The sequence below is a fragment of the Streptomyces sp. JLBJ103 genome (genome assembly GCF_058215575.1).
This window is the reverse complement of sequence record NZ_CM177089.1, coordinates 4,208,056-4,230,125: the sequence shown is the minus strand read 5'-3', so window position 1 is coordinate 4,230,125 and position 22,070 is coordinate 4,208,056. Positions and strand designations below refer to the sequence as shown.

The 22,070-nt window shown below is 70.3% G+C and carries 20 protein-coding genes and 2 pseudogenes; 9 read left to right on the top strand and 13 right to left on the bottom strand.

The features are described from left to right. The first annotated feature begins 6 nt into the window (after nucleotides 1-6). Nucleotides 7-689 (top strand): annotated as a pseudogene (leuE, locus tag AC4BEG_RS18615) (leucine efflux protein LeuE). Nucleotides 690-775: 86 nt separating this feature from the next. Further along, nucleotides 776-2,197, top strand: a complete 1,422-nt coding sequence (gene gad / locus AC4BEG_RS18610; RefSeq protein ID WP_490700874.1) for a glutamate decarboxylase — start codon at nucleotides 776-778, stop codon at nucleotides 2,195-2,197. 25 nt (nucleotides 2,198-2,222) lie between these two features. Here gad and AC4BEG_RS18605 read toward each other — a convergent pair whose 3' ends face one another. The 7 genes from AC4BEG_RS18605 to AC4BEG_RS18575 all read right to left on the bottom strand — a co-directional run bounded on the left by AC4BEG_RS18605 (nucleotide 2,223) and on the right by AC4BEG_RS18575 (nucleotide 9,577). Beyond that, complete coding sequence (locus AC4BEG_RS18605) at nucleotides 2,223-3,584, bottom strand: hypothetical protein (RefSeq protein ID WP_490700873.1); 1,362 nt, start codon at nucleotides 3,582-3,584, stop codon at nucleotides 2,223-2,225. A 76-nt stretch (nucleotides 3,585-3,660) separates the two neighbouring features. Then, a complete protein-coding gene (locus tag AC4BEG_RS18600; RefSeq protein ID WP_490700872.1) occupies nucleotides 3,661-4,485 on the bottom strand; it encodes an ABC transporter permease in 825 nt (274 codons plus the stop codon). After that, the gene (locus AC4BEG_RS18595; RefSeq protein ID WP_490700871.1) at nucleotides 4,482-5,531 is read right to left on the bottom strand and encodes an ATP-binding cassette domain-containing protein; all 1,050 of its coding nucleotides are present in this window, start codon (nucleotides 5,529-5,531) and stop codon (nucleotides 4,482-4,484) included. The genes AC4BEG_RS18600 and AC4BEG_RS18595 overlap by 4 nt, the downstream gene beginning before the upstream one ends. A gap of 86 nt (nucleotides 5,532-5,617) precedes the next feature. Beyond that, nucleotides 5,618-6,334 carry a PadR family transcriptional regulator gene (locus tag AC4BEG_RS18590; protein ID WP_490700870.1) on the bottom strand — a complete coding sequence of 239 codons (717 nt, stop codon included), beginning with the start codon at nucleotides 6,332-6,334 and terminating at the stop codon, nucleotides 5,618-5,620. 102 nt (nucleotides 6,335-6,436) lie between these two features. Beyond that, nucleotides 6,437-6,988 (bottom strand): DinB family protein, encoded by a 552-nt coding sequence (locus AC4BEG_RS18585; protein ID WP_490700869.1) that lies wholly within the window; start codon nucleotides 6,986-6,988, stop codon nucleotides 6,437-6,439. A 157-nt stretch (nucleotides 6,989-7,145) separates the two neighbouring features. Further along, nucleotides 7,146-8,603: an aldehyde dehydrogenase family protein gene (locus tag AC4BEG_RS18580; protein ID WP_490700868.1), complete on the bottom strand. Its 1,458-nt coding sequence runs from the start codon at nucleotides 8,601-8,603 to the stop codon at nucleotides 7,146-7,148. A 110-nt stretch (nucleotides 8,604-8,713) separates the two neighbouring features. Then, nucleotides 8,714-9,577: a Sco1979 family transcriptional regulator gene (locus AC4BEG_RS18575; protein WP_490700867.1), complete on the bottom strand. Its 864-nt coding sequence runs from the start codon at nucleotides 9,575-9,577 to the stop codon at nucleotides 8,714-8,716. Between the two features lie 303 nt (nucleotides 9,578-9,880). On the opposite strand from AC4BEG_RS18575, the gene AC4BEG_RS18570 reads away from it, so the two are divergent. After that, entirely contained in the window at nucleotides 9,881-10,393 is a 513-nt protein-coding gene (locus tag AC4BEG_RS18570) for an ATP-binding protein (RefSeq protein WP_490700866.1), read from the top strand. A 208-nt stretch (nucleotides 10,394-10,601) separates the two neighbouring features. Here AC4BEG_RS18570 and AC4BEG_RS18565 read toward each other — a convergent pair whose 3' ends face one another. Together AC4BEG_RS18565 and AC4BEG_RS18560 are read right to left on the bottom strand one after the other, a co-directional pair. Beyond that, nucleotides 10,602-11,753, bottom strand: coding sequence for a site-2 protease family protein (locus AC4BEG_RS18565; RefSeq protein WP_490700865.1), 1,152 nt, complete (start codon nucleotides 11,751-11,753; stop codon nucleotides 10,602-10,604). A gap of 88 nt (nucleotides 11,754-11,841) precedes the next feature. Beyond that, on the bottom strand, nucleotides 11,842-12,075 hold the full coding sequence (locus AC4BEG_RS18560) for a DUF397 domain-containing protein (RefSeq protein WP_490707121.1): 234 nt from the start codon (nucleotides 12,073-12,075) through the stop codon (nucleotides 11,842-11,844). Nucleotides 12,076-12,415: 340 nt separating this feature from the next. Here AC4BEG_RS18560 and AC4BEG_RS18555 point away from each other — a divergent pair, with 340 nt between their 5' ends. The 6 genes and pseudogenes from AC4BEG_RS18555 to AC4BEG_RS18530 all read left to right on the top strand — a co-directional run. Beyond that, nucleotides 12,416-14,116 carry a bifunctional 3'-5' exonuclease/DNA polymerase gene (locus AC4BEG_RS18555; RefSeq protein WP_490700864.1) on the top strand — a complete coding sequence of 567 codons (1,701 nt, stop codon included), beginning with the start codon at nucleotides 12,416-12,418 and terminating at the stop codon, nucleotides 14,114-14,116. Between the two features lie 492 nt (nucleotides 14,117-14,608). Then, nucleotides 14,609-15,637 carry a rod shape-determining protein gene (locus AC4BEG_RS18550; RefSeq protein ID WP_490700863.1) on the top strand — a complete coding sequence of 343 codons (1,029 nt, stop codon included), beginning with the start codon at nucleotides 14,609-14,611 and terminating at the stop codon, nucleotides 15,635-15,637. Between the two features lie 165 nt (nucleotides 15,638-15,802). Further along, the gene (locus tag AC4BEG_RS18545) at nucleotides 15,803-16,399 is read left to right on the top strand and encodes a sigma-70 family RNA polymerase sigma factor (RefSeq protein WP_201870505.1); all 597 of its coding nucleotides are present in this window, start codon (nucleotides 15,803-15,805) and stop codon (nucleotides 16,397-16,399) included. Then, nucleotides 16,396-17,205, top strand: a complete 810-nt coding sequence (locus AC4BEG_RS18540; protein WP_490700862.1) for an anti-sigma factor family protein — start codon at nucleotides 16,396-16,398, stop codon at nucleotides 17,203-17,205. The genes AC4BEG_RS18545 and AC4BEG_RS18540 overlap by 4 nt, the downstream gene beginning before the upstream one ends. Nucleotides 17,206-17,324: 119 nt before the next feature. Beyond that, nucleotides 17,325-17,870, top strand: coding sequence for an RNA polymerase sigma factor (locus tag AC4BEG_RS18535; RefSeq protein WP_490700861.1), 546 nt, complete (start codon nucleotides 17,325-17,327; stop codon nucleotides 17,868-17,870). Then, nucleotides 17,867-17,983 (top strand): annotated as a pseudogene (locus AC4BEG_RS18530) (hypothetical protein); the annotation flags it as partial. The gene AC4BEG_RS18535 and the pseudogene AC4BEG_RS18530, both read left to right, overlap by 4 nt. Before the next feature lie 64 nt (nucleotides 17,984-18,047). On the opposite strand, the gene AC4BEG_RS18525 reads toward AC4BEG_RS18530, so the two are convergent. The 4 genes from AC4BEG_RS18525 to AC4BEG_RS18510 form a co-directional block, all read right to left on the bottom strand. Beyond that, nucleotides 18,048-18,842: a signal peptidase II gene (locus tag AC4BEG_RS18525; RefSeq protein WP_490700860.1), complete on the bottom strand. Its 795-nt coding sequence runs from the start codon at nucleotides 18,840-18,842 to the stop codon at nucleotides 18,048-18,050. 164 nt (nucleotides 18,843-19,006) lie between these two features. Continuing rightward, nucleotides 19,007-20,287, bottom strand: coding sequence for a glycoside hydrolase family 5 protein (locus AC4BEG_RS18520; protein ID WP_490700859.1), 1,281 nt, complete (start codon nucleotides 20,285-20,287; stop codon nucleotides 19,007-19,009). Nucleotides 20,288-20,295: 8 nt separating this feature from the next. Further along, nucleotides 20,296-20,643 (bottom strand): response regulator, encoded by a 348-nt coding sequence (locus AC4BEG_RS18515; RefSeq protein WP_490706957.1) that lies wholly within the window; start codon nucleotides 20,641-20,643, stop codon nucleotides 20,296-20,298. Nucleotides 20,644-20,987: 344 nt separating this feature from the next. Next, on the bottom strand, nucleotides 20,988-21,980 hold the full coding sequence (locus AC4BEG_RS18510; protein WP_490706956.1) for a glycoside hydrolase family 6 protein: 993 nt from the start codon (nucleotides 21,978-21,980) through the stop codon (nucleotides 20,988-20,990). Nucleotides 21,981-22,070: the final 90 nt, after the last annotated feature.

The window sequence follows — 22,070 nt, the reverse complement described above, 5'->3', positions numbered from 1 at the left end:
CTGATTGTGCTCGGGATAACGGATCTTTCGACGTATCTGGCGGGACTGGCGCTGATCATCCTTCTGCCAGGCCCGAATTCGCTCTATGTGGTGTCCGTCGCGGCCCCCGTGTCGCCTATCGGGCGGCGGCGGGTGTGGTGTGCGGGGACACGGTGCTGATGGCGCTGTCGGCGGGCGGGGTGGCCTCACTGCTGCATACCAGCCCGCTGGTGTTCGACGTGGTGAAGTTCGCGGGCGCGGGCTATCTGACCTGGCTCGCGGTGGGCATGCTGCGCGGGGCGCGGGCGCTGTGGCGGCGTGGTCCGGGGGCCGTTCGGGCCGCGGACGAGGGCGCGCAGGGCGCGGTGGGTACGGCGGACGCGGCGGCGGCCGAGGGGAAGCCCGCGGAGCGGCCGTACCGCCGGGCGCTGGTCATCAGCCTGCTGAACCCGAAGGCGATCCTCTTCTTCATCTCCTTCTTCGTGCAGTTCGTGGACCCCGAGTACGCCCATCCGGCACTGTCGTTCGTGGCGCTGGGCGCCTGGGCGCAGCTGTTCAGCATCACCTATCTGTCGGTGCTGATCTTCAGCGGCACCTATCTCGCGGCCACCTTCCGGCGGCGCAGGCGGCTGACCGCCGGTCTGTCGGCGGGCGCGGGCGCGGCGTTCCTGGGCTTCGCCGCGAAGCTGTCGCTGAGCAGCGCGGGTTAGCGGCCGGGGCGGCGCCGCTCCCGGACGACACCAGGGAGCGGCGCGGGACCGAGCCTTACGCCCCATATGCCCGTATTTTCGGGAAGATGGCACTTCATCGAGGCTCCAGCGTCAGGCACCGCGGAGAAGAGCGGCCCCGCTTCTCCGTCAACCCCTTCTACGGCGCGGCCGACCCGGTCAGCGGCATGGCCGCCGAACCACCGCGCCACCGCCTCCCGGACGGGCCGATGGCGCCCTCCACCGCGTACCAGTTCGTCCATGACGAGCTGATGCTCGACGGCAACGCCCGGCTGAATCTCGCCACCTTCGTCACCACGTGGATGGAGCCGCAGGCGGGCACGCTGATGGCCGACTGCCGGGACAAGAACATGATCGACAAGGATGAGTACCCGCGCACCGCCGAACTGGAACGGCGCTGTGTGGCGATGCTCGCCCGGCTGTGGCACGCCCCCGACCCGGACGCGGTCATGGGCTGCTCCACCACCGGGTCCAGCGAGGCGTGCATGCTCGCCGGGATGGCCCTCAAACGGCGCTGGGCGAAGCAGAATCCGGTGCGCTATCCGGCCACCGCCAAGCCCAATCTGGTCATGGGCGGCAATGTCCAGGTGTGCTGGGACAAGTTCTGCACCTTCTGGGAGGTCGAGGCCCGGCAGGTGCCCATGGAGGGCGACCGGTTCCATCTCGACCCCCAGGCCGCCGCAGATCTCTGCGACGAGAACACCATCGGCGTCGTCACCGTGCTCGGCTCGACCTTCGACGGGTCCTACGAACCGGTGGCCGAGGTGTGCGGGGCGCTGGACGACCTCCAGGAGCGCACCGGACTGGACGTACCGGTCCATGTGGACGGGGCCTCCGGCGCGATGGTGGCGCCGTTCCTCGACACCGACCTGGTCTGGGACTTCCGGCTGCCGCGCGTCTCCTCCATCAACACCTCCGGCCACAAGTACGGCCTGGTCTACCCGGGGGTGGGCTGGGCGCTGTGGCGCACCACCGAGGACCTGCCGGAGGAACTGGTCTTCCGGGTCAACTACCTCGGCGGGGACATGCCCACCTTCGCGCTCAACTTCTCCCGGCCCGGGGCCCAGGTGGCCGCCCAGTACTACACCTTCCTGCGGCTGGGGCGGGACGGCTTCCGGGCCGTCCAGCAGAACTCCCGCGATGTGGCCCGCTCACTGGCCGAACGGATCGAGGCGCTCGGTGACTTCACCCTGCTGACCCGCGGCGACCAGCTGCCGGTCTTCGCCTTCACCACGGCGGAGGGGGTGGACACCTTCGATGTGTTCGACGTCTCGCGGCGGCTGCGGGAGTGCGGCTGGCTGGTGCCCGCGTACACCTTCCCGCCGAACCGCGAGGACCTGTCGGTGCTGCGGGTGGTGTGCCGCAACGGCTTCACGATGGATCTGTCCGACCTGTTCATGGACGATCTTCGGAGTGTGCTGCCGGATTTGCGGACGCAGTCGAAACCGCTGGGACGGCCGACGTCCGCCGCCACCGCCTTCCACCACTAGGTCCGGTCCTGTCGATCTTCGTGGATCAGCCCGGCTGGGACGCGGTGTTGAGCAGCAGCTCCGCTCTGCGGCGTACGGCTTCCAGGGCTCCGGGTCTGCGGCCGGGCACCCGGCCGCGCAGATCGATCAGCTGCGGTGCGAGGGCGCTGGCCCTCCCCGGGTCCTGGATGAACTGCCACTGGTGGTGCGCCCGGTCCACGGCCCCCTCCACCTCGGGATGCCCGGCCGGTTCGCCGTTGCCCAGCCGGGCGTCCGCCACCGCGAGCCACAGCTCACAGGCGCGGGCGGGGTCGCCGGCCAGCCGGGCGAGATCGGCGCGGACCTCCAGCCAGTGGATCGCGCCGGTGGATCGGGGACCGGCCGCGCGCAGCGCCTCCTGCTCCCAGGCCGCCGCCATGGAGGCGGCCTCGCTGTGCCGCCCGGAGTGCGCGGCCTCGAAGATGGCGGCGTGCGGATCCGGCACCGGGGCGGATCCGGGGGCGGACGGCGGCCCCTGCCGTACGGGGTCGTGGGGTACGGGGTCGCGTACGGGGTCGTGCGGTACGGCGGCGCGTACGGGGTCGTGCGGTACGGCGGCGCGTACGGGGTCGTGCGGTACGGCGGCGCGTACGGGGTCGTGCGGTACGGCGGCGCGTACGGCGGCATCCGGCACCGTGTTCACCGGCCGCTGAGACGTTTCGCCTGACCCGTCCAGCAGCAGTGCGGGCCCACCGCCGAGCCCCGCCTCCGCGACGGCACGCTCGTGCAGCAGGGCGTACGGCAGCGGGTCGGCGGCGCCACCCGCCGCACCGCCCGCGACGCCGCGCAGCACATCGGCCAGCGCGCGGCTGTAGACCGGCACCGCCAGCTGCCGCTTGGGCGGGGCCGGGGCCACCGCGCCGTACAGCCTCAGCCCGGACGTGAGCCAACCGGTACCGCCGGAGGCCCCGGAGAGCCCCGGCCACGCCGTCTCGTCGGCCACCAGATCGGCCAGCACCGTGGTGTTGCCGGGCGGCCGCTGGGCGAGCTCGGCGGCCAGCCAGTGCCACGGCAGCGCCGTGTACCGGGCCGTCCGCGCAGTGGTGCGCGCCAACGCCAGATGCGGTAAACGCTGTTTGGCGTCCACGGTGAGCCGGCCCGCGAGATAGATCAGCACCGGGCCCGGATGGGCAGCCGCGGTCCGCAGATGGGTCAGCACGGTCTGCGGGTCGGCGGGGTCGACGAGTTGGACCACGCTGGCGCCGCCAGGCGTGCCCAGCAGCGCCGCCGGAGGCACCGCCGCGAGCTGTGGCAGCGCGGCCGCCGCGTCCATCATGCGATGCTTTCCGGACGGTCCGGCCGCGATCAGCAGGGCGTATCCCGGCCCCCCGGCCGTGGCCGCCCCCATGCCCACGCTGTCGTTCCCCATACCTGCACCGTATCCGCAACCACCCAGCACCGGTGACGATGTGACCGAGGTGGCATCCGGGCACGGTGCGCCGCCGTCACCGGGTGAGCCTCCGGTAACGTCCCACGGCCAGCGGGAAGAAGACCGCCACCAGCAGCAGCGGCCAGCAGACGGCGAGGAGTTGGGCGTGGTCGGTGGCCCAGGAGCCGCCCCCGGCGCCCGGGTTCCCGAACAGATCGCGGACCGCGGCGGCCGTCGCCGACATCGGGTTCCACTCCGCGACCGCCCCCAGCCACGCGGGCATGTGCTCGGGCGCGGCGAACACATTGGAGAGGAAGCCGACCGGCCAGACCAGGATCTGTACGGCCTGGACGAGTTCGGGCCGTCCGGCCACCATGCCCAGGTGGATGCCGATCCACAGCATCGCGAAGCGCAGCCAGAGCAGCAGCCCGACCGCGTACAGCGCGTCCCCGATCCCGCCGTGCCAGCGCCAGCCCATCGCCAGACCGACCCCGATCAGCGCGCACAAGCTCAGCGCGGACTGGAGCATGTCCAGCACGCTGCGCCCGACCAGCACCGCCGAGGGGGCCATGGGCATGGAGCGGAAGCGGTCGATGACGCCCTTGTTGAGATCCTGGGTGACGGCGAGCATCGTCCCTTCCAGACCGAAGGCCATGGTGAGGGCGAGCACCCCGGGCACCAGGAACTGCTTGTAGTCGCCGCCTCCGGGGACGGTCATCCCGCCGCCCAGGAAATACGCGAACATCAGCAGCATCATCACCGGGAAGACCAGGTTGACGACCACCTGGACGGGCTGGCGCGCCCAGTGGGCGAAACCGCGCCGGGTCATGGTCCAGGAGTCGGCGAGGGCCCAGAGCAGGGTGCCCGAGGGCCTTGGGGTGGTGTCCGTCGCGGTGGTCATACGCCCACCCCTTCCTTGGTGGTGTGGTCCTTGGTGTCGTCCGTGGTGTGGTCCTTGGTGTCGTCCACCGACTCCTCCGCCGCCCCGTCCGCGGCGCTCCTCCCGGTGAGATGGAGGAAGACCTCGTCGAGGGTGGGGCGGCGCAGCACGATGTCCTCCGCCTCGATCCCGGCCGCCGCCAGGGCCCGTACGGTCTCGGTGAGCGCGGCGACGCGGTTCTCGACACGGGCGGCGACCCGCCGCCGGTCGGCGTCGGTCTCGACCTCGTCCCGGTCCGCGCCGGTGGCCTGGCCCACGACCGAGGCGGCGGTGCCGAGTTGACCGCCGTCGCGCAGCACGACCTCGATGCGGTCCCCACCGATCCGGGCCTTGAGCTGGTCGGCGGTGCCATCGGCGATGGCCCGGCCGTGGTCCACCACGCAGATGCGGTCGGCGAGTTGGTCGGCCTCCTCCAGGTACTGGGTGGTGAGCAGCACCGTGGTGCCGCCGCCGACCAGGGAACGGACCGCGTTCCACACCTCGGTGCGGCCGCGCGGGTCGAGCCCGGTGGTCGGCTCGTCCAGGAACAGGACCTGGGGCCGCATGATGAGGCTCGCGGCCAGGTCCAGCCTGCGCCGCATCCCTCCGCTGTACTGCCCGACGGCCTTGTGGCCGGTGCCGGTGAGGCCGAACCGCTCCAGCAGCTCGTCCGCGCGGGCGCCCGCCCGGCGGGCGCCCAGGTGGTAAAGGCGGCCGAACATCTCCAGGTTCTGCCGACCGCTCAACTCCTCGTCCACCGCGGCGTACTGGCCGAGCAGTCCGATGCGGTAGCGGACCTGGTCGGGGTGGCGCCGTACGTCGTATCCGGCGACCTCCGCACGGCCGCCGTCGAGCCGCAGCAGGGTGGCCAGAATCCGTACGCAGGTGGTCTTGCCCGCGCCGTTGGGACCGAGCACGGCATGCACAGTGCCCTGGGGAACGGTGAGGTCGAGTCCGGCGAGGGCCGGTTTTCCGCCGTAGGTCTTCCGCAGTCCTTCGACCACGATCGCGGGATCGCTGCCGGTCAAGGTCTTCCCCTCTCGGTGTGCAGTAGTCAAATTTGACTAAGCGGCTCTGGAAGGTACTCCCCGATCCCGGGACTAGTCAAACTTGATTAATGGATGGATCTCTCGTCGGCGTCCTGGGCGGAGACGTCCCGAGTGGGGGCGTCCTCAGCGGGGCCGTCCTCAGCGGGGGTGTGCGCGGCGGGGGTGTACTCAACGGGTGGCCCCGCCCCCTCCATCAGCACATCCACCGAGCGCTTCCCCTCGCCCGCCATCACATAGGCCCCGCCCTCGAGGCGCTCGATCAGCCCGCGGGTCCACTCGGCCCCGCTGTCGGCGGAGTGCAGCCAGAACTTCATGATCTCGCCGATATGGCCCCACGCGTCGGGCGACGAACCCTCCGGGGGCATCCAGTGCCGGGTCACCTCGTCCCGCCACCCCTCGAGCGCCGCCACCCGCTGCTTGAGCAGATCGATGGCCTCGGCCCGGGTGAGGTCGACGATGAAACCCACCCCGGCCGTCAGCTCGTCCAGCTTCTGACCGTGCTCCAGCAGGGACTTCCGCAGCAGCCGGAAGTACTCCTCCTCCCCCGCCTCGGTCAGCTCGTACTCGGTGCGCGGCGGGCCGCCGGCGGTACTCGGAGCGATGTCATGGGCACGCATCAGCCCTTGCTTCGCCATCTGTTTGAGAGCGTGGTAGATCGATCCGGGCTTGGCGTTGGACCACTCATGCGCGCCCCAGAACTCCAGGTCGTTGCGGACCTGATAACCGTGCGCCCGCCCGTGCTGGCGCACCGCTCCCAGCACCAGCAGCCGGATCGCTGACATCGCCCGATCTCTCCATCCCGCCGTTGTCCCCACGGCCCTCTTGCTGCGTCCAGGCTAGGCCCTGGACGCAACGGGCCGGGCGGGGCGGACCCGGCGAGCGGATCAGGAGGTGACGGAGGGGGTGCCCGTCTCGTCGATGAGGACGAAAGCGGTCTTGCCGTCGAGGGTCTCCCGGATGACATCCGCGTGACCGGCGTGCCGGGCCATCTCCTGGATCAGAGTCAGCAGCAGGAACCGCATCGACCGCTCACTGCCCTGGGGGAACCACGGGGCGCGGGGCAGCGGGAAGGTGCCGTTCAGATCCGGCAGCGAGCGGATGAACTTCTCGGTGCGCTCCGCCACATCGTCCCAGAAGGCGAGCAGGCTCTCGACGGTCTGGCCCTCCTCCAGCTCAAAGCTGAGGTGCCAGTTCTCGTGGTTGCGCACGATGGTGTGCGGTACGCCCTTGGCGTCCTCGACCCAGCCCTGCTCGACCTCGGCGACATGCTTGAGCAGCCCCACGAGCGACAGTTCGCTCGCGGACGGCTTGCTGCTCGCCTGCTCGGCGGTCAGACCGTGCAGGGTCCGGCGGATCGCGCCGCGCTGCGCGTCCAGAAAGCCCAGCAGGGCGCCGGCCTCGTCACCGTGGGCTTCCTGACTCACCAGAGTGGGCATGGGGTCCGCCTTCCGTCGGTTCCGCCGACCGGAGTGTTCCGGTCTGGCTGATGTCTTCGACAGTAGACAGCGATGCGGTCAGCTTCTGTCCTCATCGATCGGAGGGACCAAAAACCTGGCAGACCCCGGAACCCGGCGGGCCCCGGAACACCATGGATCAGAAGGGGAACTGGCTCCGTCCGTGCTGGATGGAGATCCACTTGGTGGTGGTGAAGTCCTCGATCATCGACTCGCCGTTGAGCCGTCCCAGCCCGGAGAACTTCTCCCCGCCGAACGGCACGATCGGCTCGTCGTGCACGGTGCTGTCGTTCACATGGATCATGCCGGTGTGGATGCGCCGGGCGAACCGCACACCGCGCTCGATGTCGCCGGTGTGCACGGCGCCGCTGAGCCCGTAGTCCGTGTCATTGGCGATCCGCACGGCCTCCTCCTCGCCGTCGAACGGGATCAGCACCACCACCGGGCCGAAGATCTCCTGCTTGAGGATGGTCGACCCCTCCGGGACCCCGCCCAGCACGCTCGGCTCCACCAGGGTGCCCTCGGTGCGGCCCCGCACCAGCGCGGTGGCGCCCTCGGCTATGGACTGGTCGACCAGGGAGCTGATGGTCTCGGCCTGGCCCTCGTTGATCAGGGGACCGATGTGGGTGGTCGGATCGCTGGGGTCGCCCACCTTCAGCGACTTCACCTTGGCCACGAACTTCTCGGTGAACTCCCGCTCCACCGCGCGGTCCACCAGCACCCGGTTGGCCGCCATACAGACCTGCCCCTGGTGGACGAAGCGGCTGAACACCGCCGCGTCCACCGCGTAGTCGAGGTCCGCGTCATCCAGGACGACCAGTGCGCTGTTGCCGCCCAGCTCCAGGATCGACCGCTTGAAGTGGGAGGCGGCCACGGTGGCCACATGACGGCCGACCTTGTCCGACCCGGTGAACGAAATGACCTTGGGCACCGGGTGCTCGATCAGCGCGTCACCGATCTCCGCGATATCCGTGACCACCACATTGAGCAGTCCGGCGGGCAGCCCCGCCTCCTCGAAGACCTTGGCCACCAGACCGCCGCCGCAGATCGGGGTGTTCTGATGCGGTTTGAGGACCACCGCGTTGCCCAGAGCCAGCGCCGGTGCCACCGACTTCAGCGAGAGCAGGAAGGGGAAGTTGAACGGGCTGATGACGCCCACGACCCCGACCGGCAGCCGGTAGAGGCGGTTCTCCTTGCCGTCGACCGGGGACGGGATGATCCGGCCCTCGGGACGCAGCGCCAGCTGGATGGCCTCCCGCAGGAACTCCTTGGCCAGGTGGAGTTCGAACCCCGCCTTCACCTGGGTGCCACCGCACTCCGCGATGATCGTCTCGGTGAGCTCCTTCTCGCGGTCCTCGATGATCCGCAGCACCCGCTCGAAGACCTGCCGCCGGGCATAGGGGTTGATGGCACCCCACGACGGCTGCGCCCGCTCGGCCGCCCGATAGGCGAGATCGATCTCCTCGACGGTGGCGACGGTGATGGACGCCAGCTTCTCCCCGCTGTAGGGGTTGAAGTCGACGATGTCCCAGGATCCGTTGCCGCCGCGCCACTCACCGTCGATGTACTGAAAGGCCAACTCGGAGAAGTAGGACATGCCATCCCTATCTGGAGGACGCGGTGCCAACGTCAACGACACCCGCGCACGGGTGGGGGGTCATGGGCGCCATGGGGGTCATCCTGACGCTACGTCATCCTACTGGTGCGTCAGCCGCCGTGAAGGAGTTCTCCGAGCAGTTCCCGGCTCTCGCGCGGTGACAGACTGTCCGCACTCAGCCGCGCCAACACTCGCTCGTACTGCGCCACTTCATCACGTTTGTCCAGGTAGAGCGCGCTGGTGAGCTGTTCCAGATAGACCACGTCGGGCAGGTCGGACTCCGGGAACCGCAGCAGGGTGAACGCCCCGCTCTCCGCCGCGTGGCCACCGAAGGAGAACGGCATCACCTGCAAGGTCACATTCGACTGCTCCGAGACGGCGATCAGATGGCGCAGCTGGGCGCGCATCACCTCGCGCCCGCCGTACGGACGGCGCAGCGCCGCCTCGTCCAGCACCGCGTGGAAGGCCGGGGCGCGCTCGGAGACCAGCAGCTTCTGCCGCTCCAGCCGCAGCGCCACCCGGCGGTCCACCTCGGCGGCGGCCGCCTGGGGCTGGCCGCGGGTCACCACGGCATGGGCGTAGGCCTCGGTCTGGAGCAGCCCGTGGATGAACTGGAGCTCGTAGCAGGCGATATGGGAGGCCGCCCCCTCCAGGCCGACATAGGTCTGGAACCAGCCGGGCAGCACATCGCCGTAACTGTGCCACCAGCCAGTGAGGTTGGCCTCGCGGGCGAGCCCGAGCAGCGCCGCGCGCTCGGCCTCGTCCGTCACGCCGTAGAGCGTCAGCAGATCCTCGATATCGCGCGCCTTGAAGCTCACCCGGCCCAACTCCATGCGGCTGATCTTGGATTCGGAGGCACGGATCGAGTAGCCCGCCGCCTCCCGCGTGATGCCCCGGGACTCGCGCAGCCGCCTGAGCTGGGAGCCCAGGAGGATACGGCGCACCACCGATCCACTCGACTCACTTGCGGTCATCTGCGTGACCCTCCCTGTACGGAACTCACCCTTCCAAGGCGACCCCGCGGCCCCTGGGGCTGAAGTCTGCCACTTCCCAGGTTCCACGCTGTACACATGTCGTCACTCAGCAGGGCCATGTACGCATCATTCCGCAGGAGGAAAGACGTGTAAATGCGGTCACTGTCCCTCAAAAAAGCGCCGTGCACGTGCATCTGCCCTTGCATCTGCTCTGCGCATTCGGAACCATAGGGTTAGCGCACGTGCAAGCTCGTACGAGATCTGGCCAAGAGCCATCACGGCCACGGATGCAGGAGTGCTCGCATGGGGAGCGAAGGATCGAGCCTGCTGGAGCCCTTGTGGCGAGGGCTCCCTCCGATCGACCCCTCCGGCATCGCCGGATCCGTCTCCTGCCCATTGCCCTCCCGCTTCGAAGCGGTCCGCGGCGCCCGTCAGTTCACCGGTTCCACCCTGCGCCAATGGGGTCTGCCCGAGCTGTTCGACGAGGTGGCCCTGGTCGTCTCCGAGCTGGTGACCAACGCCCTGCGGTACGGGCTGCCCAGCGGGGCGGCCGACGGTCTCACCGGCGCCCGGGGTGACGGCGAGAGCGATCCGCAGGTGCGGCTCCATCTGATGCACTGCCCCAGCCGGCTGGTCTGCGCGGTACGCGACCTCAGCGAGAAGGGCCCGGTGGCGGGTGAGGCGGACTGGGCCGAGGAGTCCGGGCGCGGGCTCCATCTGGTGGAGTCCTTCACCGACGGCTGGGGCTGGCATCCACTGGCCGGGCCACTGCGGGGCAAGGTCGTCTGGGCCCTGTTCCGGCTGCCCCGCCCCTGACCGGGACGTGAGGGCCGCTAGGCCCTGTCCTGCCGATCTTCGCGGGCCCGCGACGTCTGGCACCGCGCCTCGCCGCGTTGTCGGGATCTTCCGAGTACGCCCAGTACGAGGACGACCCTCCGCCTTGCGATCCTCCCCCAGCTACCGCTGGGAGGTGCCCCCTCACCAGACGCCGCGGGCTGATCCACGAAGATCGACAGGACAGGACCTAGTGGTGGGCGGACTCCGGTGGCGCCGTGGTGATGCCCAGGGCGTGCAGCTGGAAGTACCGGGTCACATCATGCATGGTGACGATCCCCTCCAGATGACCGTGGTCCACCACCAGCACCGGCATTCCTCCGCCGCCCGGCCGCGCCCGATCCAGCACCTCGGTCAGCAGCTCGTCGGATGTGGCCACCGTGCACCGTGACAGCGGTACGGCCGCCTCGCGCACCCGCCGACTCTCCCGCTCCGCGGGCGGCACGTTCGCCAGGGCACGCAGCTGCACCATCCCGCTGGGCCGTCCCTCGAAATCGAGCAGAGGCAGTACGGAATGGCGGGAATGGGCCGCCACCTCGTCGATGAACCGTCCCACGGTCAGCCAGTCCGCCCCGGTGGCCACCGGCGTGGACATCGCGTCGCCCGCCCGCACCCCGCGCAGCGCCGTGGCCAACCCGGCCCGCTGCCGCTCCGCGTTGGCGATGACGACCATGAACAGTCCGATCAGCGCGAGCCACAGACCGCCGCCGTTGCCGCGCAGGAAGGAGATCCAGCCCAAGGCGATGAGCAGCACCCCGAAGACCTGACCGCTGCGCCCCGCCGCCCGGTCGGCACGCTCCCGGTCACCGGTGCGCCACCACATCACCGCCTGCACCACCCGGCCCCCGTCCAGCGGAGCCGCGGGCAGCAGATTGAACACACCCAGCAGCAGATTGGCCCAGCCCAGCCAGACCAGCAGGGCCGCGGGCACGCCCCATCCGGCGAACGCGTTCACCCCCAACCCCGCACCGATGCCGATTCCGCCGAGCAACAGGCTGGTGAGCGGGCCGCTGATGGCCACCAACAGGGCGATCCCGGCGGTGCGCGGCCGTCCCATCTGGGTCACTCCGCCCAGCGCCCACAGCGTCACGTCCTCGACCGAGACGCCCTTCCGGAGGGCGGCCACGGCGTGCGCGGCCTCGTGCAGCAGCAGGCTGCCCATCAGCAGCACGGCGCCGACGAGGCTGGCGACGGCGTACACGGCGGCCGTCCGTCCGGGAGTCCACGCGGGCAGCGTCTCGCGGCCGAGGCCGTAGGCGAGCACGGCGATCAGCACCGGGACGCTCCAGTGCATCCGCAGTGGCACCCCGAGGACATGTCCGACCCGGACCGAGCCCTTCATCGCCGCCGTCTCACATCAGGTGGGCCCCCCGCCGTCACTACCAGTGTCGCTCAGCCGTGTGGGATCGGCGCCGCGCGCACCCACGTGATCAGCCCAGACCGGCCGGGTCCTGTGCCAGGTGGTCGAATTCTCCGTCCTTGACCCCGAGCAGCATCGCCTCGACCTCGGCGGGGGTGTAGATGAGCGCCGGGCCGTCCGGGAAGCGGGAGTTGCGCACGGCAACATCACCGCCGGGCAGTTTGGCGAACTCCACACACGCCCCTTGGGAATTGCTGTGTCTGCTCTTCTGCCAGGCGACCCCCTGAAGGTCCGCGGCCGCCATGCCGTTGTACGGGTGGTCGCGCACAGGGCTCTCCACTGTTCGTGCAGCTGACAACTGCCCGGATCATAGCCGCGTTCCTTTGCTAATGCATGGGCAAACGCACTGGCGTTTGCACAGGTAGATGCATCAGCAGATGCACGTGCACCACGCGTATCCGGTTGATCACCCGGCAATCGCGTCTCCTGCCCTGGGCAGAGCAGAACAGTCGTCATCTCTTCTTCCCTGTCCTCTAGGACGTCAACGACGCACCCCGGGTTGGCCGCTCTCCCACCGAGTTGCCGCCGGGCTGTCCGGGCCGCGGCCGGGGCCGTTGTCAGTACCCCCTGCAAGACTCACGGTCATGCGGTGGGCAGTGGCGGAGACGGACGACGGGGGTGTTCGTCTCTGCCCGCTGGACGCCGAAGGAGGAGCCGCCGGGCCGGAGGTGGAGGTCACGGCGGCTCAGGGCGGGATCGCCGAGGCGGTGCGGTCCCGTCCCGACGCCGACCGCTGGGTGTGGCGGTCCACCGCCGAGATCTATCCCCGGCTGCTCGCCGCCGGAGTGCGGGTCGAGCGGTGCTGGGACACCGAGGCCGCCGAGGCTCTGCTGCTCGGCCACGAGGGGCGCTCGGGCACACCGCGCTCCCTGGCCGCGGCCTGGGCCCGGCTGCGCGGGATGCCGGTCCCGCCCGATCCGCCGGTGCGGACGGCGGAGACCCAGCCCTCGCTGTTCGAGCCCGGCCCGCCGCCGCTGCCGCCGGGCACCGATCCGCTCGCCGCCCTGCTCGCGGTGTACGCGCACCAGTTGACCCGTACCGAGGCCGCCGAGCACCCCGGCCGGATGCGGCTGCTGATCGCCGCCGAATCCGCGGGCACGCTGGTCGCCGCCGAGATGAACCGCGCCGGGGTGCCCTGGCGCGCCGACCGCCACCGGGCACTGCTGGACGAGCTGCTCGGCGAGCGCTATCCGGGCGGTCTCGAGCCCCAGCGGCTCGCCGAGCTGGCCGACGAGGTCTCACGCGCCTTCGGCGGCGCGCGGGTACGGCCGGATCTGCCCGCCGAGGTGGTCAGGGCGTTCGCCCGCGTGGGCATCGCGCTCGGCTCGACCCGCGCCTGGGAGCTGGAGCGGATCGACCATCCCGCCGTGGAGCCGCTGCTGCGCTACAAGAAGCTCTACCGGCTGCACACCGCCCACGGCTGGGCCTGGCTCCAGTCCTGGGTGCGCGACGGCCGCTTCCGCCCCGAGTATCTGCCCGGCGGCACCGTCTCCGGCCGCTGGACCACCCATGGCGGCGGGGCGTTGCAGATCCCCAAGGTGGTGCGGCGCGCGGTGGTGGCCGACCCGGGCTGGCGGCTGGTGGTCGCTGACGCCGACCAGATGGAGCCGCGGGTGCTCGCCGCCATCTCCCGCGACCCCGGGCTGATGGAGGTCGCGGGCAGTGGCCGCGACCTGTACGCCACGCTGTCCGACCGCGCCTTCGCGGGCCGCCGCGACCTCGCCAAACTGGCCCTGCTCGGCGCCATTTACGGACAGACCTCGGGCGACGGGCTCAAGCATCTCGCCGCCCTGCGCCGGCGCTTCCCCGCGGCCGTGGACTATGTGGACGACGCGGCCCGCGCGGGTGTGGAGGGCCGGTTGGTGCGCACCTGGCTGGGCCGCACCTGCCCGCCCGCCGCTGGCGCCGACGGCGAGGAGTTCGCCGACGAGGCGGGGCTGCCGCGCGACCAGGACGAGGAGCCGTCGTACGGCAGCACCGCGAGCGCCCGCGCCCGCGGCCGGTTCACCCGGAACTTCGTGGTGCAGGGCAGCGCCGCCGACTGGGCCCTGCTGGTCCTCGCGGCGCTGCGGCGATCCCTGCTCTCGGCCGGGCTCCGCGCCGAGCTGGTCTTCTTCCAGCACGACGAGGTCATCGTGCACTGCCCGGAGGAGGAGGTCGAGGCGGTGCGGGAGGCGATCGCCGGGGCCGGGGACTCGGCGGGGCTGATCGCCTTCGGCCGGACTCCGGTGCGCTTTCCGTTCACGATGGCGGCGGTGGAGTGCTACGCGGACGCGAAGGACTGAGCGGCGCCCGCGCCCCGCGCCCCGCGCGGGCCTCCCGCCGAGGCACCGCGCGGTCACGGCTCGGATCACCCCACGCACCGGTGCTCCGCAACCACCGCCTGCACCCGCACCGCACCACCCACGCGGGACACGCACCGCACCACCGCGCAGTGAAGCCGCCGGACGGACACGCACCGAGACACCACACCGGCACCACTCGGACCACCCGCGCACGGCGGCGCTCCGCAACCACCGCGCAGGACGCGCACCACACCACCGCGCGGGCGCCCAACCGAACCAACCCACCGGTGCGCACACACCACCACGCGGGAGCACATACGGAACCACCCGCGCGGCGCGCACGGAGTCGCCGCGCGGGACCGTACGGATGAGGGGGACCGGCCTCGCCCAGGCGGCGCAGCCCCGCAGGCGCCCGCCCTGATCATCCGCACACGATGATCACAGGGCCGCCGGGGGCGGCGGCCCGCCACGCCGCCCACAGGGAGACCTGCCATGAGCATCAGCCTCGAGCGACTGCGCCGCTGCTCCATCGCCGTGGACCTCGGCGCGAGCAGGACGCGGGTCTATCTCAAGCGCACCGGGGTCATCGTGGACGAGCCGACCGTCGCCGCCGTGAACACCCGCACCGGCGGTCTGATCGCGGTCGGGACGCTCGCCGAGCGCATGACGGGCCGTACGCCCGCCCATATCCGGGTGGTCCGCCCCGTCTCCGGCGGCACCGTCATCGACATCGCCATGGCCCAGCGGATGCTGCGGCTGCTGGTCGGCAACAAGCTGCGCCGCGCCTGGCGCCGCCGCCCGCTGTTGAGCGCCGCCGTCTGCGTTCCGCACGACGCCGATCCGCTGGCCCAGCGCGCCGCCATGGAGACGCTCACCGGTATCGGCGCCCGCCGGGTGGAGCTGGTCGACACCCTGATCGCCGCCGCCGTGGGCTGCGGACTCCCGGTGGAGCGCCCCGAGGCGACGATGATCGCGGTGTGCGGCGCGGCCACCACCCAGGTCGCGGTGTTGTCCCTGGGCTCGATCGTGGCCGCCGAGCGGGTGCCGGTCGGCGGCGACATCGTCGAGCACGCCCTCGTCCAGCATCTGCGCAATGAACACGCGCTGATCCTGCCCAGCCAGGCCGTCCGTCCGCTGCACCAGGCCCTCAGCGGCGAAGAACCCGTCGGGCACGAGACCGAGGTGCACGGCCGGGACGTGGCCACCGGGCTGGCCCGCTCGGTATGGGTGGACGTCGAGAGTCTGCGCACCGCCCTGCGTACCCCGCTCACCGGGCTGCTGGACTCGATCGGCACGGTGCTCCGCCGCTGTCCGCCCGACCTGGTGGCCGATCTCGCCGACCGCGGGATCATGCTGGCGGGCGGCAGTGCGTTGCTCCCCGGTCTTGACTCGATGCTGCGCGAGGCCACCGGCATGCCGCTGAACATCGCCGACCGCCCCGGTGTCTGCGCGGTGGAGGGGCTGGGCGCGATGCTGGACGGCAAGGTGCAGCCCATGATGCTCGAGGCCATCGTCTCCTGAGCCGCCCTGCGGACCCTCCCACGCGCCCTCCCGCAGCCCTCCCCTGAACGTGCTCGGATTTTTCTTCGCGACGCGTTGAGCAGCCGCCCCCTCCTGTCCGTAGTGATGGAGGAAGAGGCCGAACGGCCGCCCACCCCCCCGGGGCCCAGACCGGGAGTCGCCAAGATGTTGTCCAACTCAGGTCAGGTCCTGGAGGTTCGTGTGCAGGACGATGCCGCCGTGGCCGATGAGCGCCCGTCAAGATCCCATCGCGGGACACCGGACGAGCAGCTCATGCGCGCGCTCTACCAGGAGCACGCCGGGCCGTTGCTCGCGTTCGTTCTGCGCCTGGTGGCGGGCGATCGGCACCGTGCGGAGGACGTCGTCCAGGAGACCCTGGTACGCGCCTGGCGGAACGCGGACCAGCTGTCCCGGGCCACCGGTTCGATCCGGCCCTGGCTGGTCACGGTGGCGCGGCGGATCGTCATCGACGGCCACCGCAGTCGGCAGGCCAGGCCCCAGGAGGTCGACCCCTCCCCGCTGGAACTCATGCCGGCGGAGGACGAGATCGACCGGGCGCTGCGGCTGATGACGCTGACCGACGCGATGCACGACCTCAGCGACGCCCATCGCGAGGTGCTGGTCGAGACCTATTTCAAGGGCCGGACGGTCAACGAGGCGGCGGAGACGCTCGGCATACCCAGCGGGACGGTTCGATCCCGGGTCTTCTACGCGCTGCGCTCCATGAAGCTCGCGCTCGAGGAGAGAGGAGTGACGGCATGACAGCGCAGGCGCACCACGCGGGACATGACGCCGTTGGGGCGTATGTGCTCGGCGTGCTCGACGAGGTGGAGGCCACCGCCTTCGAAGCCCATCTGGCCGGCTGTGAGCAGTGCGGACGGGAACTCGACGAGCTGACCGGACTGGAACCCCTGCTGGCGGACCTGGCCGCGGACATCCCGGGGATCCACAGCGCCCCCGGCCGCACCGCGCTGACGGGTCACACCCCGCATGCGTTCACCGCCACCCCCACCGCCATCGACACCCTCACCGCACGTCCCGGCCCCGCCCTGCTGAACCGTATGGTCGCGCGGGTCGCCGCGGCCCGCAGCAAGCGACGGCGGCGCGGCCTCTACCTGGTCGCGGCGGCGGCCGCGTTGATCGTCGGCGGGCCGCTCGGCACCATCGCGGTCACCTCGGACTCCGGTAAGGAAACCACGGTCGCGGCCAGTCCGAAGGCCGCGTTCGCCAAGATGCCGGTCAAGGTGCACGGCACCGACCCGGACACCAAGGTGAACGCCTCGGTCGCGCTGGAGGACAAGATGTGGGGCACCGACGCCGTTCTTCAGCTGAAGAACGTCAAGGGTCCCTTGGATTGCAGTCTGATCGCGGTCGGCAAGGACGGTCATGAGCAGGTCATGACAACCTGGTCGGTGTCGAAGTGGGGCTACGGGATGGAGGACAGCCCCCACAAGGAGGCCAGAGACCCGCTCTGGGCCCACGGCGGAGCAGGCATGAAGCTCGCCGACATCGACCGCTTCGAGGTCCGCACCACCGACGGAAAGCGTCTGGTCTCACTGAACGCGTAGCATGCGTCAGGCCACTCGGATTGCCGAACGTACCGCGCGACGCCGTGAGCGGGATGTTACACAGAGTGTGATATGTCGTCTTTCGCGTCCCCGGGGGGTCCGGATCCGAGGAGGCACCTGTGGCTGACCCGGACACCCATCAGCAACGCATGTTCGCCCAGTACGTACTGCCCGAGATCGAAGTGCTGCTGCGCGTGGCGATGTCTCTGACCGCTCAGCGCGCGGACGCCGAGGATCTCGTGCAGGACACGTTACTACGGGCGTACCGAGCAGTCGGGCGTTTTGACGGGAGACATCCACGGGCCTGGCTGCTGACGATCATGCGGCATGCGGAGGTGAGCCGGCGCCGCCAGCGCCGGCCCCGGCTGCTCGACGACCCCGACACCGAGCTGGAACGGCTGACCCCCGCCCTCGACGCAACACCCGAGGAGCTGGTGGTCGACACGGCCTTCGACGAAGCCGTGGACGCCGCGTTCACGGCGCTACCGCTCCGTGACCAGCAGGTGGTGCGGCTGGTGCATGTGGACGGGCTGTCCTACGCGGAGGCCGCACAGGTGCTGGACGTGCCGAAGGGCACGGTGATGAGCAGGCTGCACCGGGCGCGCAAGCGGATCCGCAACCAGTTGCTGGCCACGGGACTGGAATCACAGCGAGGTGGGCCATGAGCAGATGGACTTGGTGGCGCGACACCGACCGGCGCCGGAGCAGACAGTGCCCGGTGGACGGGTCGATGCTCCAGTCGTATCTGGACGGTGAGCTGGACGCCGAGGGCGCGGGCCAGGTGCGCTCGCATGTGGCGGAGTGCCACGCCTGCGCCCGTGAGTTCTCCGTCTACCAGCGGATCAGCCGCGCGCTGGCCGCTCGGGCGGACGCGGGCACGGACGCAGCGACGCTCGGGCGGCTCCGGGAGTTCGCGGACTCCGTCGCGGAGCGGGAGAGCCAGGAGCCAGGGACGGCGCAGGGCGCGGAGCGCGACGCGGGGCAGAGCGCAGTGCACAAGGCCGGAGGCTGACGAGTCCCGTCCCGGGCTCCGGCCGAGGTCCGGACCCGAGGCCCGGATCCGGAGTCCGATCGGGGCCCGGGTTCCGGTCCGGGTCCGGGATACGGCCCGGGTCCGGCCCGGCCGCGGTGCGGGCGGCGGCCCGCTCCCGCGCGGTACCGCGCAGCAGCGCCACCGTGATCAGCACGGTCCCGGCGGCCAGCGCGACATCGGCGAGGTTGAACACCGGACCGCGCGCGGCCACCGTGATCCAGTCGATGACGGCTCCGCGCAGCGGGCCCGGCGGTCGCAGGGCCCGGTCCGCACCGTTCCCGATGGCGCCACCCGCGATCAGCCCCAGCCCCAGCGCTGCTCCACGGCTGCGGGTCCGTAGCCCCGCCCCGGCCGCGGCCAGGGTGGCCGCGGCACCCGCGAGGGTGATCAGGGTGATCAGCACCGGCCGCCCGTGCCCCAGCCCGAAGGCCACCCCGGTGTTCTGGACCAGGAGTACGCGGAACGGTCCCAGACCGGCCTGCGGCCCCACCCTCCCGCCCCAGGCGGCCAGCACCAGCGCCTTGGTCACCTGGTCGGCCGCGATCACCGCGAGCACGGTGACCGGGAAGAGGATCCGGCCGGTGGACGGACGGGACTGTCTCATGGGAAGGAAACCCGGTCGGCGGACGCCCCGCTTCCCTTTTCCTCCCCTTTCGCCTACCCGGCTCTGCTACACGGAGTGACACCCCGGACACGACGGAGGGCCCGCAGGCGGTGCCTGCGGGCCCTCGCTGTCCTATCGCCGTGATGGCGTGGTACCAGCCGGGGTCACTCCGACTTGTTCCCCTTCTTCGCCTCCAGCAGAGGCGTCTGGTACTTGGACAGCATCTTCATCTTGTTCTTGTCGACGGTCTTCCAGTCGTTGTTCAGAACACCACCGGTGTCACCCGAGTTCGGGTTCCACGACCAGTACGTGTAGCTGATCTCGTGCTTCTTCAGGTAGTCCATCAGAGCGTTCTGCCAGACGGCTTCCTTGCTCTTGCCGGCGGTCTTCTTACCACCGAACTCACCCAGCAGCACGGGGCCGATGTTCTGCTTCTTGATGTAGGCCCAGTGCTTCTCCCAGATGCCAGGCATGTTCTTGGGGAAGTTCTTCTCCATGAACCAGCCCTGCATGTAGACACCCGGACCGTAGTCGTGCGCCGAGTAGACGACCTTGTTGTTCTCCTTGAGCTTCACCGGGTACTTCTTCACACCCTGGAGGTCGCCACCCCACCAGAACTGCTCGTTCTTGTGGCGGTCGGTGCCCTCGACGAAGATCAGCCAGTTCTTGTTGACCTTGTGGATCGCGTCACCGGCCTTCTGGGCCGCCAGACGCCAGTCGGTCTTCGGGTTGCCGTCGCCCCACGTGGCCTGACCACGCGGCTCATTGTGGAGGTCGGCGCCGATCACCCGGTCGTTGTCCTTGTAGCGCTTGGCGAGCTTGACCCAGTCGGAGAGCCACTTCTGCTCGGTCAGGCTCTGCGAGTACCAGAGCTCACTCTGGCCCTGCGCGTCCGGACGGTGCTGGTCCAGGATCACCCGGATACCACGGTCGGTGGCAGCCTTGACGATCTTGTCCATGATCTGCTGGGGCTTGAGGCCCTTCAGGTCGGGGTTCAGCTTGTAGTTGACCCCGGTCACCTTGGCCTTGGCGTCGAACATGTCGTTCGCGTACGGCAGGCGCAGGGTGTTGAAGCCCTTGTCGGCCATCTGGTCCAGCATGGACTCGTAGCCACGGCTCCACAGACCGTGCGGCGCACCGGTACCGGTCTCGAAGCCGAACCAGTTCACACCGGTCAGGACGACCTTCTTGCCCTCCGAGTCCACGATGTCACCCTTCTTGGTGGACAGCGGACCCTCGGAATCGGCGCCGGCGACCTTGTTCGACGCGGCGGCGGTGGTGGTGCCGGTCGAGTCGTCGGAGTTCACGGCGAAAGCGGTGACAGTGCCACCCACGGCAGCGGCAGCGACGACGGCCGTCGCGATACCCACACGCAGACGCTTGGAGCGCGGAATGCGCGACGTCTTAGTGGTCTCGCCGTTGGTCGGGGCGTTGTTCTGATCCATGGGGGAATTCATTCGCTGATGCTCCTGAGGAATTCGGGTACTGCGGTCTTGAGGACGCTGGTTACTGTTGTCGGAGATTCCAGACATTCCATTTGTGGGTCGGAGACGGCGGTTAGCCGGACAATCCGAGCGCTCGGAAGGAGTTCGCCGATCAGGCGGTCCAGCCGTTGTGCTTGCCAGCTCGGCTCGTCCACGTCGATCAGCACCACATCCGGCTGCATGTGTCGGGCCAGAGAAATTGCTTCACGGGCCGACCCAGCTATTCCGGATAGCTCCAGTCCGGGCTCCTCGACTACGAGGTCTGCGAGAGCACTCAGCATTAGAGCGTGGTGCTCCACGACGAGAACTCTGTGCATCGATGGAGCTCCTTCGGTTTTGTCCTTTCGCTCCACGACATTAGGGAATGAACCAGGGTCGAATCACCGTACGCACGATCGAAATTTGGCTACTTCAATTGCAGGAATTCAGGGCACGCCAAACGGCCGAATTCCGCCTACCTCAGTTGAGGTAGAGGAATTCGGCCGTTTCGTATGGGTTATGTCCGATTTGTGGGGGTGGTTCAGGGCGCACTGGGGCCGGAGAGGGGCCCGAGGGGCGGTGCGGAGGAGCCCTGGAGCGGTCCGGGAGAGCCCCGGAGAAGGGCATGAAAAAAGCCCGGCCGGTGGCCCGGCCGGGCTTGTTGTTGCAGGTCAGCGATGGGTCAACCGGTCAAGCGGTACGCATAGCCGGGAACGAAGATCCCCGCGCCCGCGACACAGCCGTCCGCCTGCCCCGGATGCTTCACCCAGAGGAAGGCGTCGACCCCGGGCAGCCCCGTGGCGGTGGTGGGCGCGGTGCCCAGCTTGCGGCCCGGGGGGTCGCAGAAGCGGTGGTGCCGGGTGGGTCCGGCCCCGTTGCGGCTGGTGTCGATCACCATCCCCAGCCGGGGACGGCCCAGGTCCCGGATGACGGACCGGCCGTAGCGCACCTCGTCACGGGTTTCGTTGAAGTTGGAGACGTTGAGGGCGATGCCGTCCCCGTACCGGTCGGCACCGGCGTCCCGCAGCCGCTCGGCCATGGTGCGGGCCGGCTGCCAGCCGGAGTTCCCGGCGTCGTAGTAGACCCGGGCCCGGGGGGCCCGCCGCTGGAGCACGCTGCCCGCGTAGGAGAGTGCCTCGAACCGCTCCGCGCGCTGCCGCCGCTTGAGACAGCCCATGTGCGCGAGTGCGTCCGGTTCGAGGATCACCAGGGCGGGGCCGTCGCCGATCCCCCTGGTGAAGGCGTCCATCCAGCGCTGGTACGCCGCCACGTCCCCGATACCGCCGGAGCTCAGCTGCTCGCAGTCGCGCAGCGGGATGGAGTAGGTGACGAGGACCGGCAGCCGCCGCTCGGCCGCGGCCTGCCGGACCAGGCCGCGGGCCCGCTCCTCGACCAGCGACTCATTGGTCTCGGTGAACCAGGCGGCCTGTGGCCGGGCGGCTATGTCTCTGCGGATCGCCGCCGCCCGCCGGTCGCGCGGATGGTCGCGCACCCACTCGGCGGCCGGGTTGTGCGGGTCGGTGTAGAGGCGGGCCGTCGCCGGGAAGAAGGGCTTGGCCACCGGGAGTGACCGCGGGGGCGGCCGGCCGGGGGCGGACCGGGGCGTGAGCAGCGACTGCATGATGGCCGCGGCCATGGCCGCCTCCACCACCAGCACCATCACGGCGAGCTGCACCAGGCCCCGGACCGTCCACCGGGTCGTGCGCCGACGCGTCGCCGGGCGGTCTCCGCCGGCCCGGCCGCGTATCGTCACGGGCATCGCTCG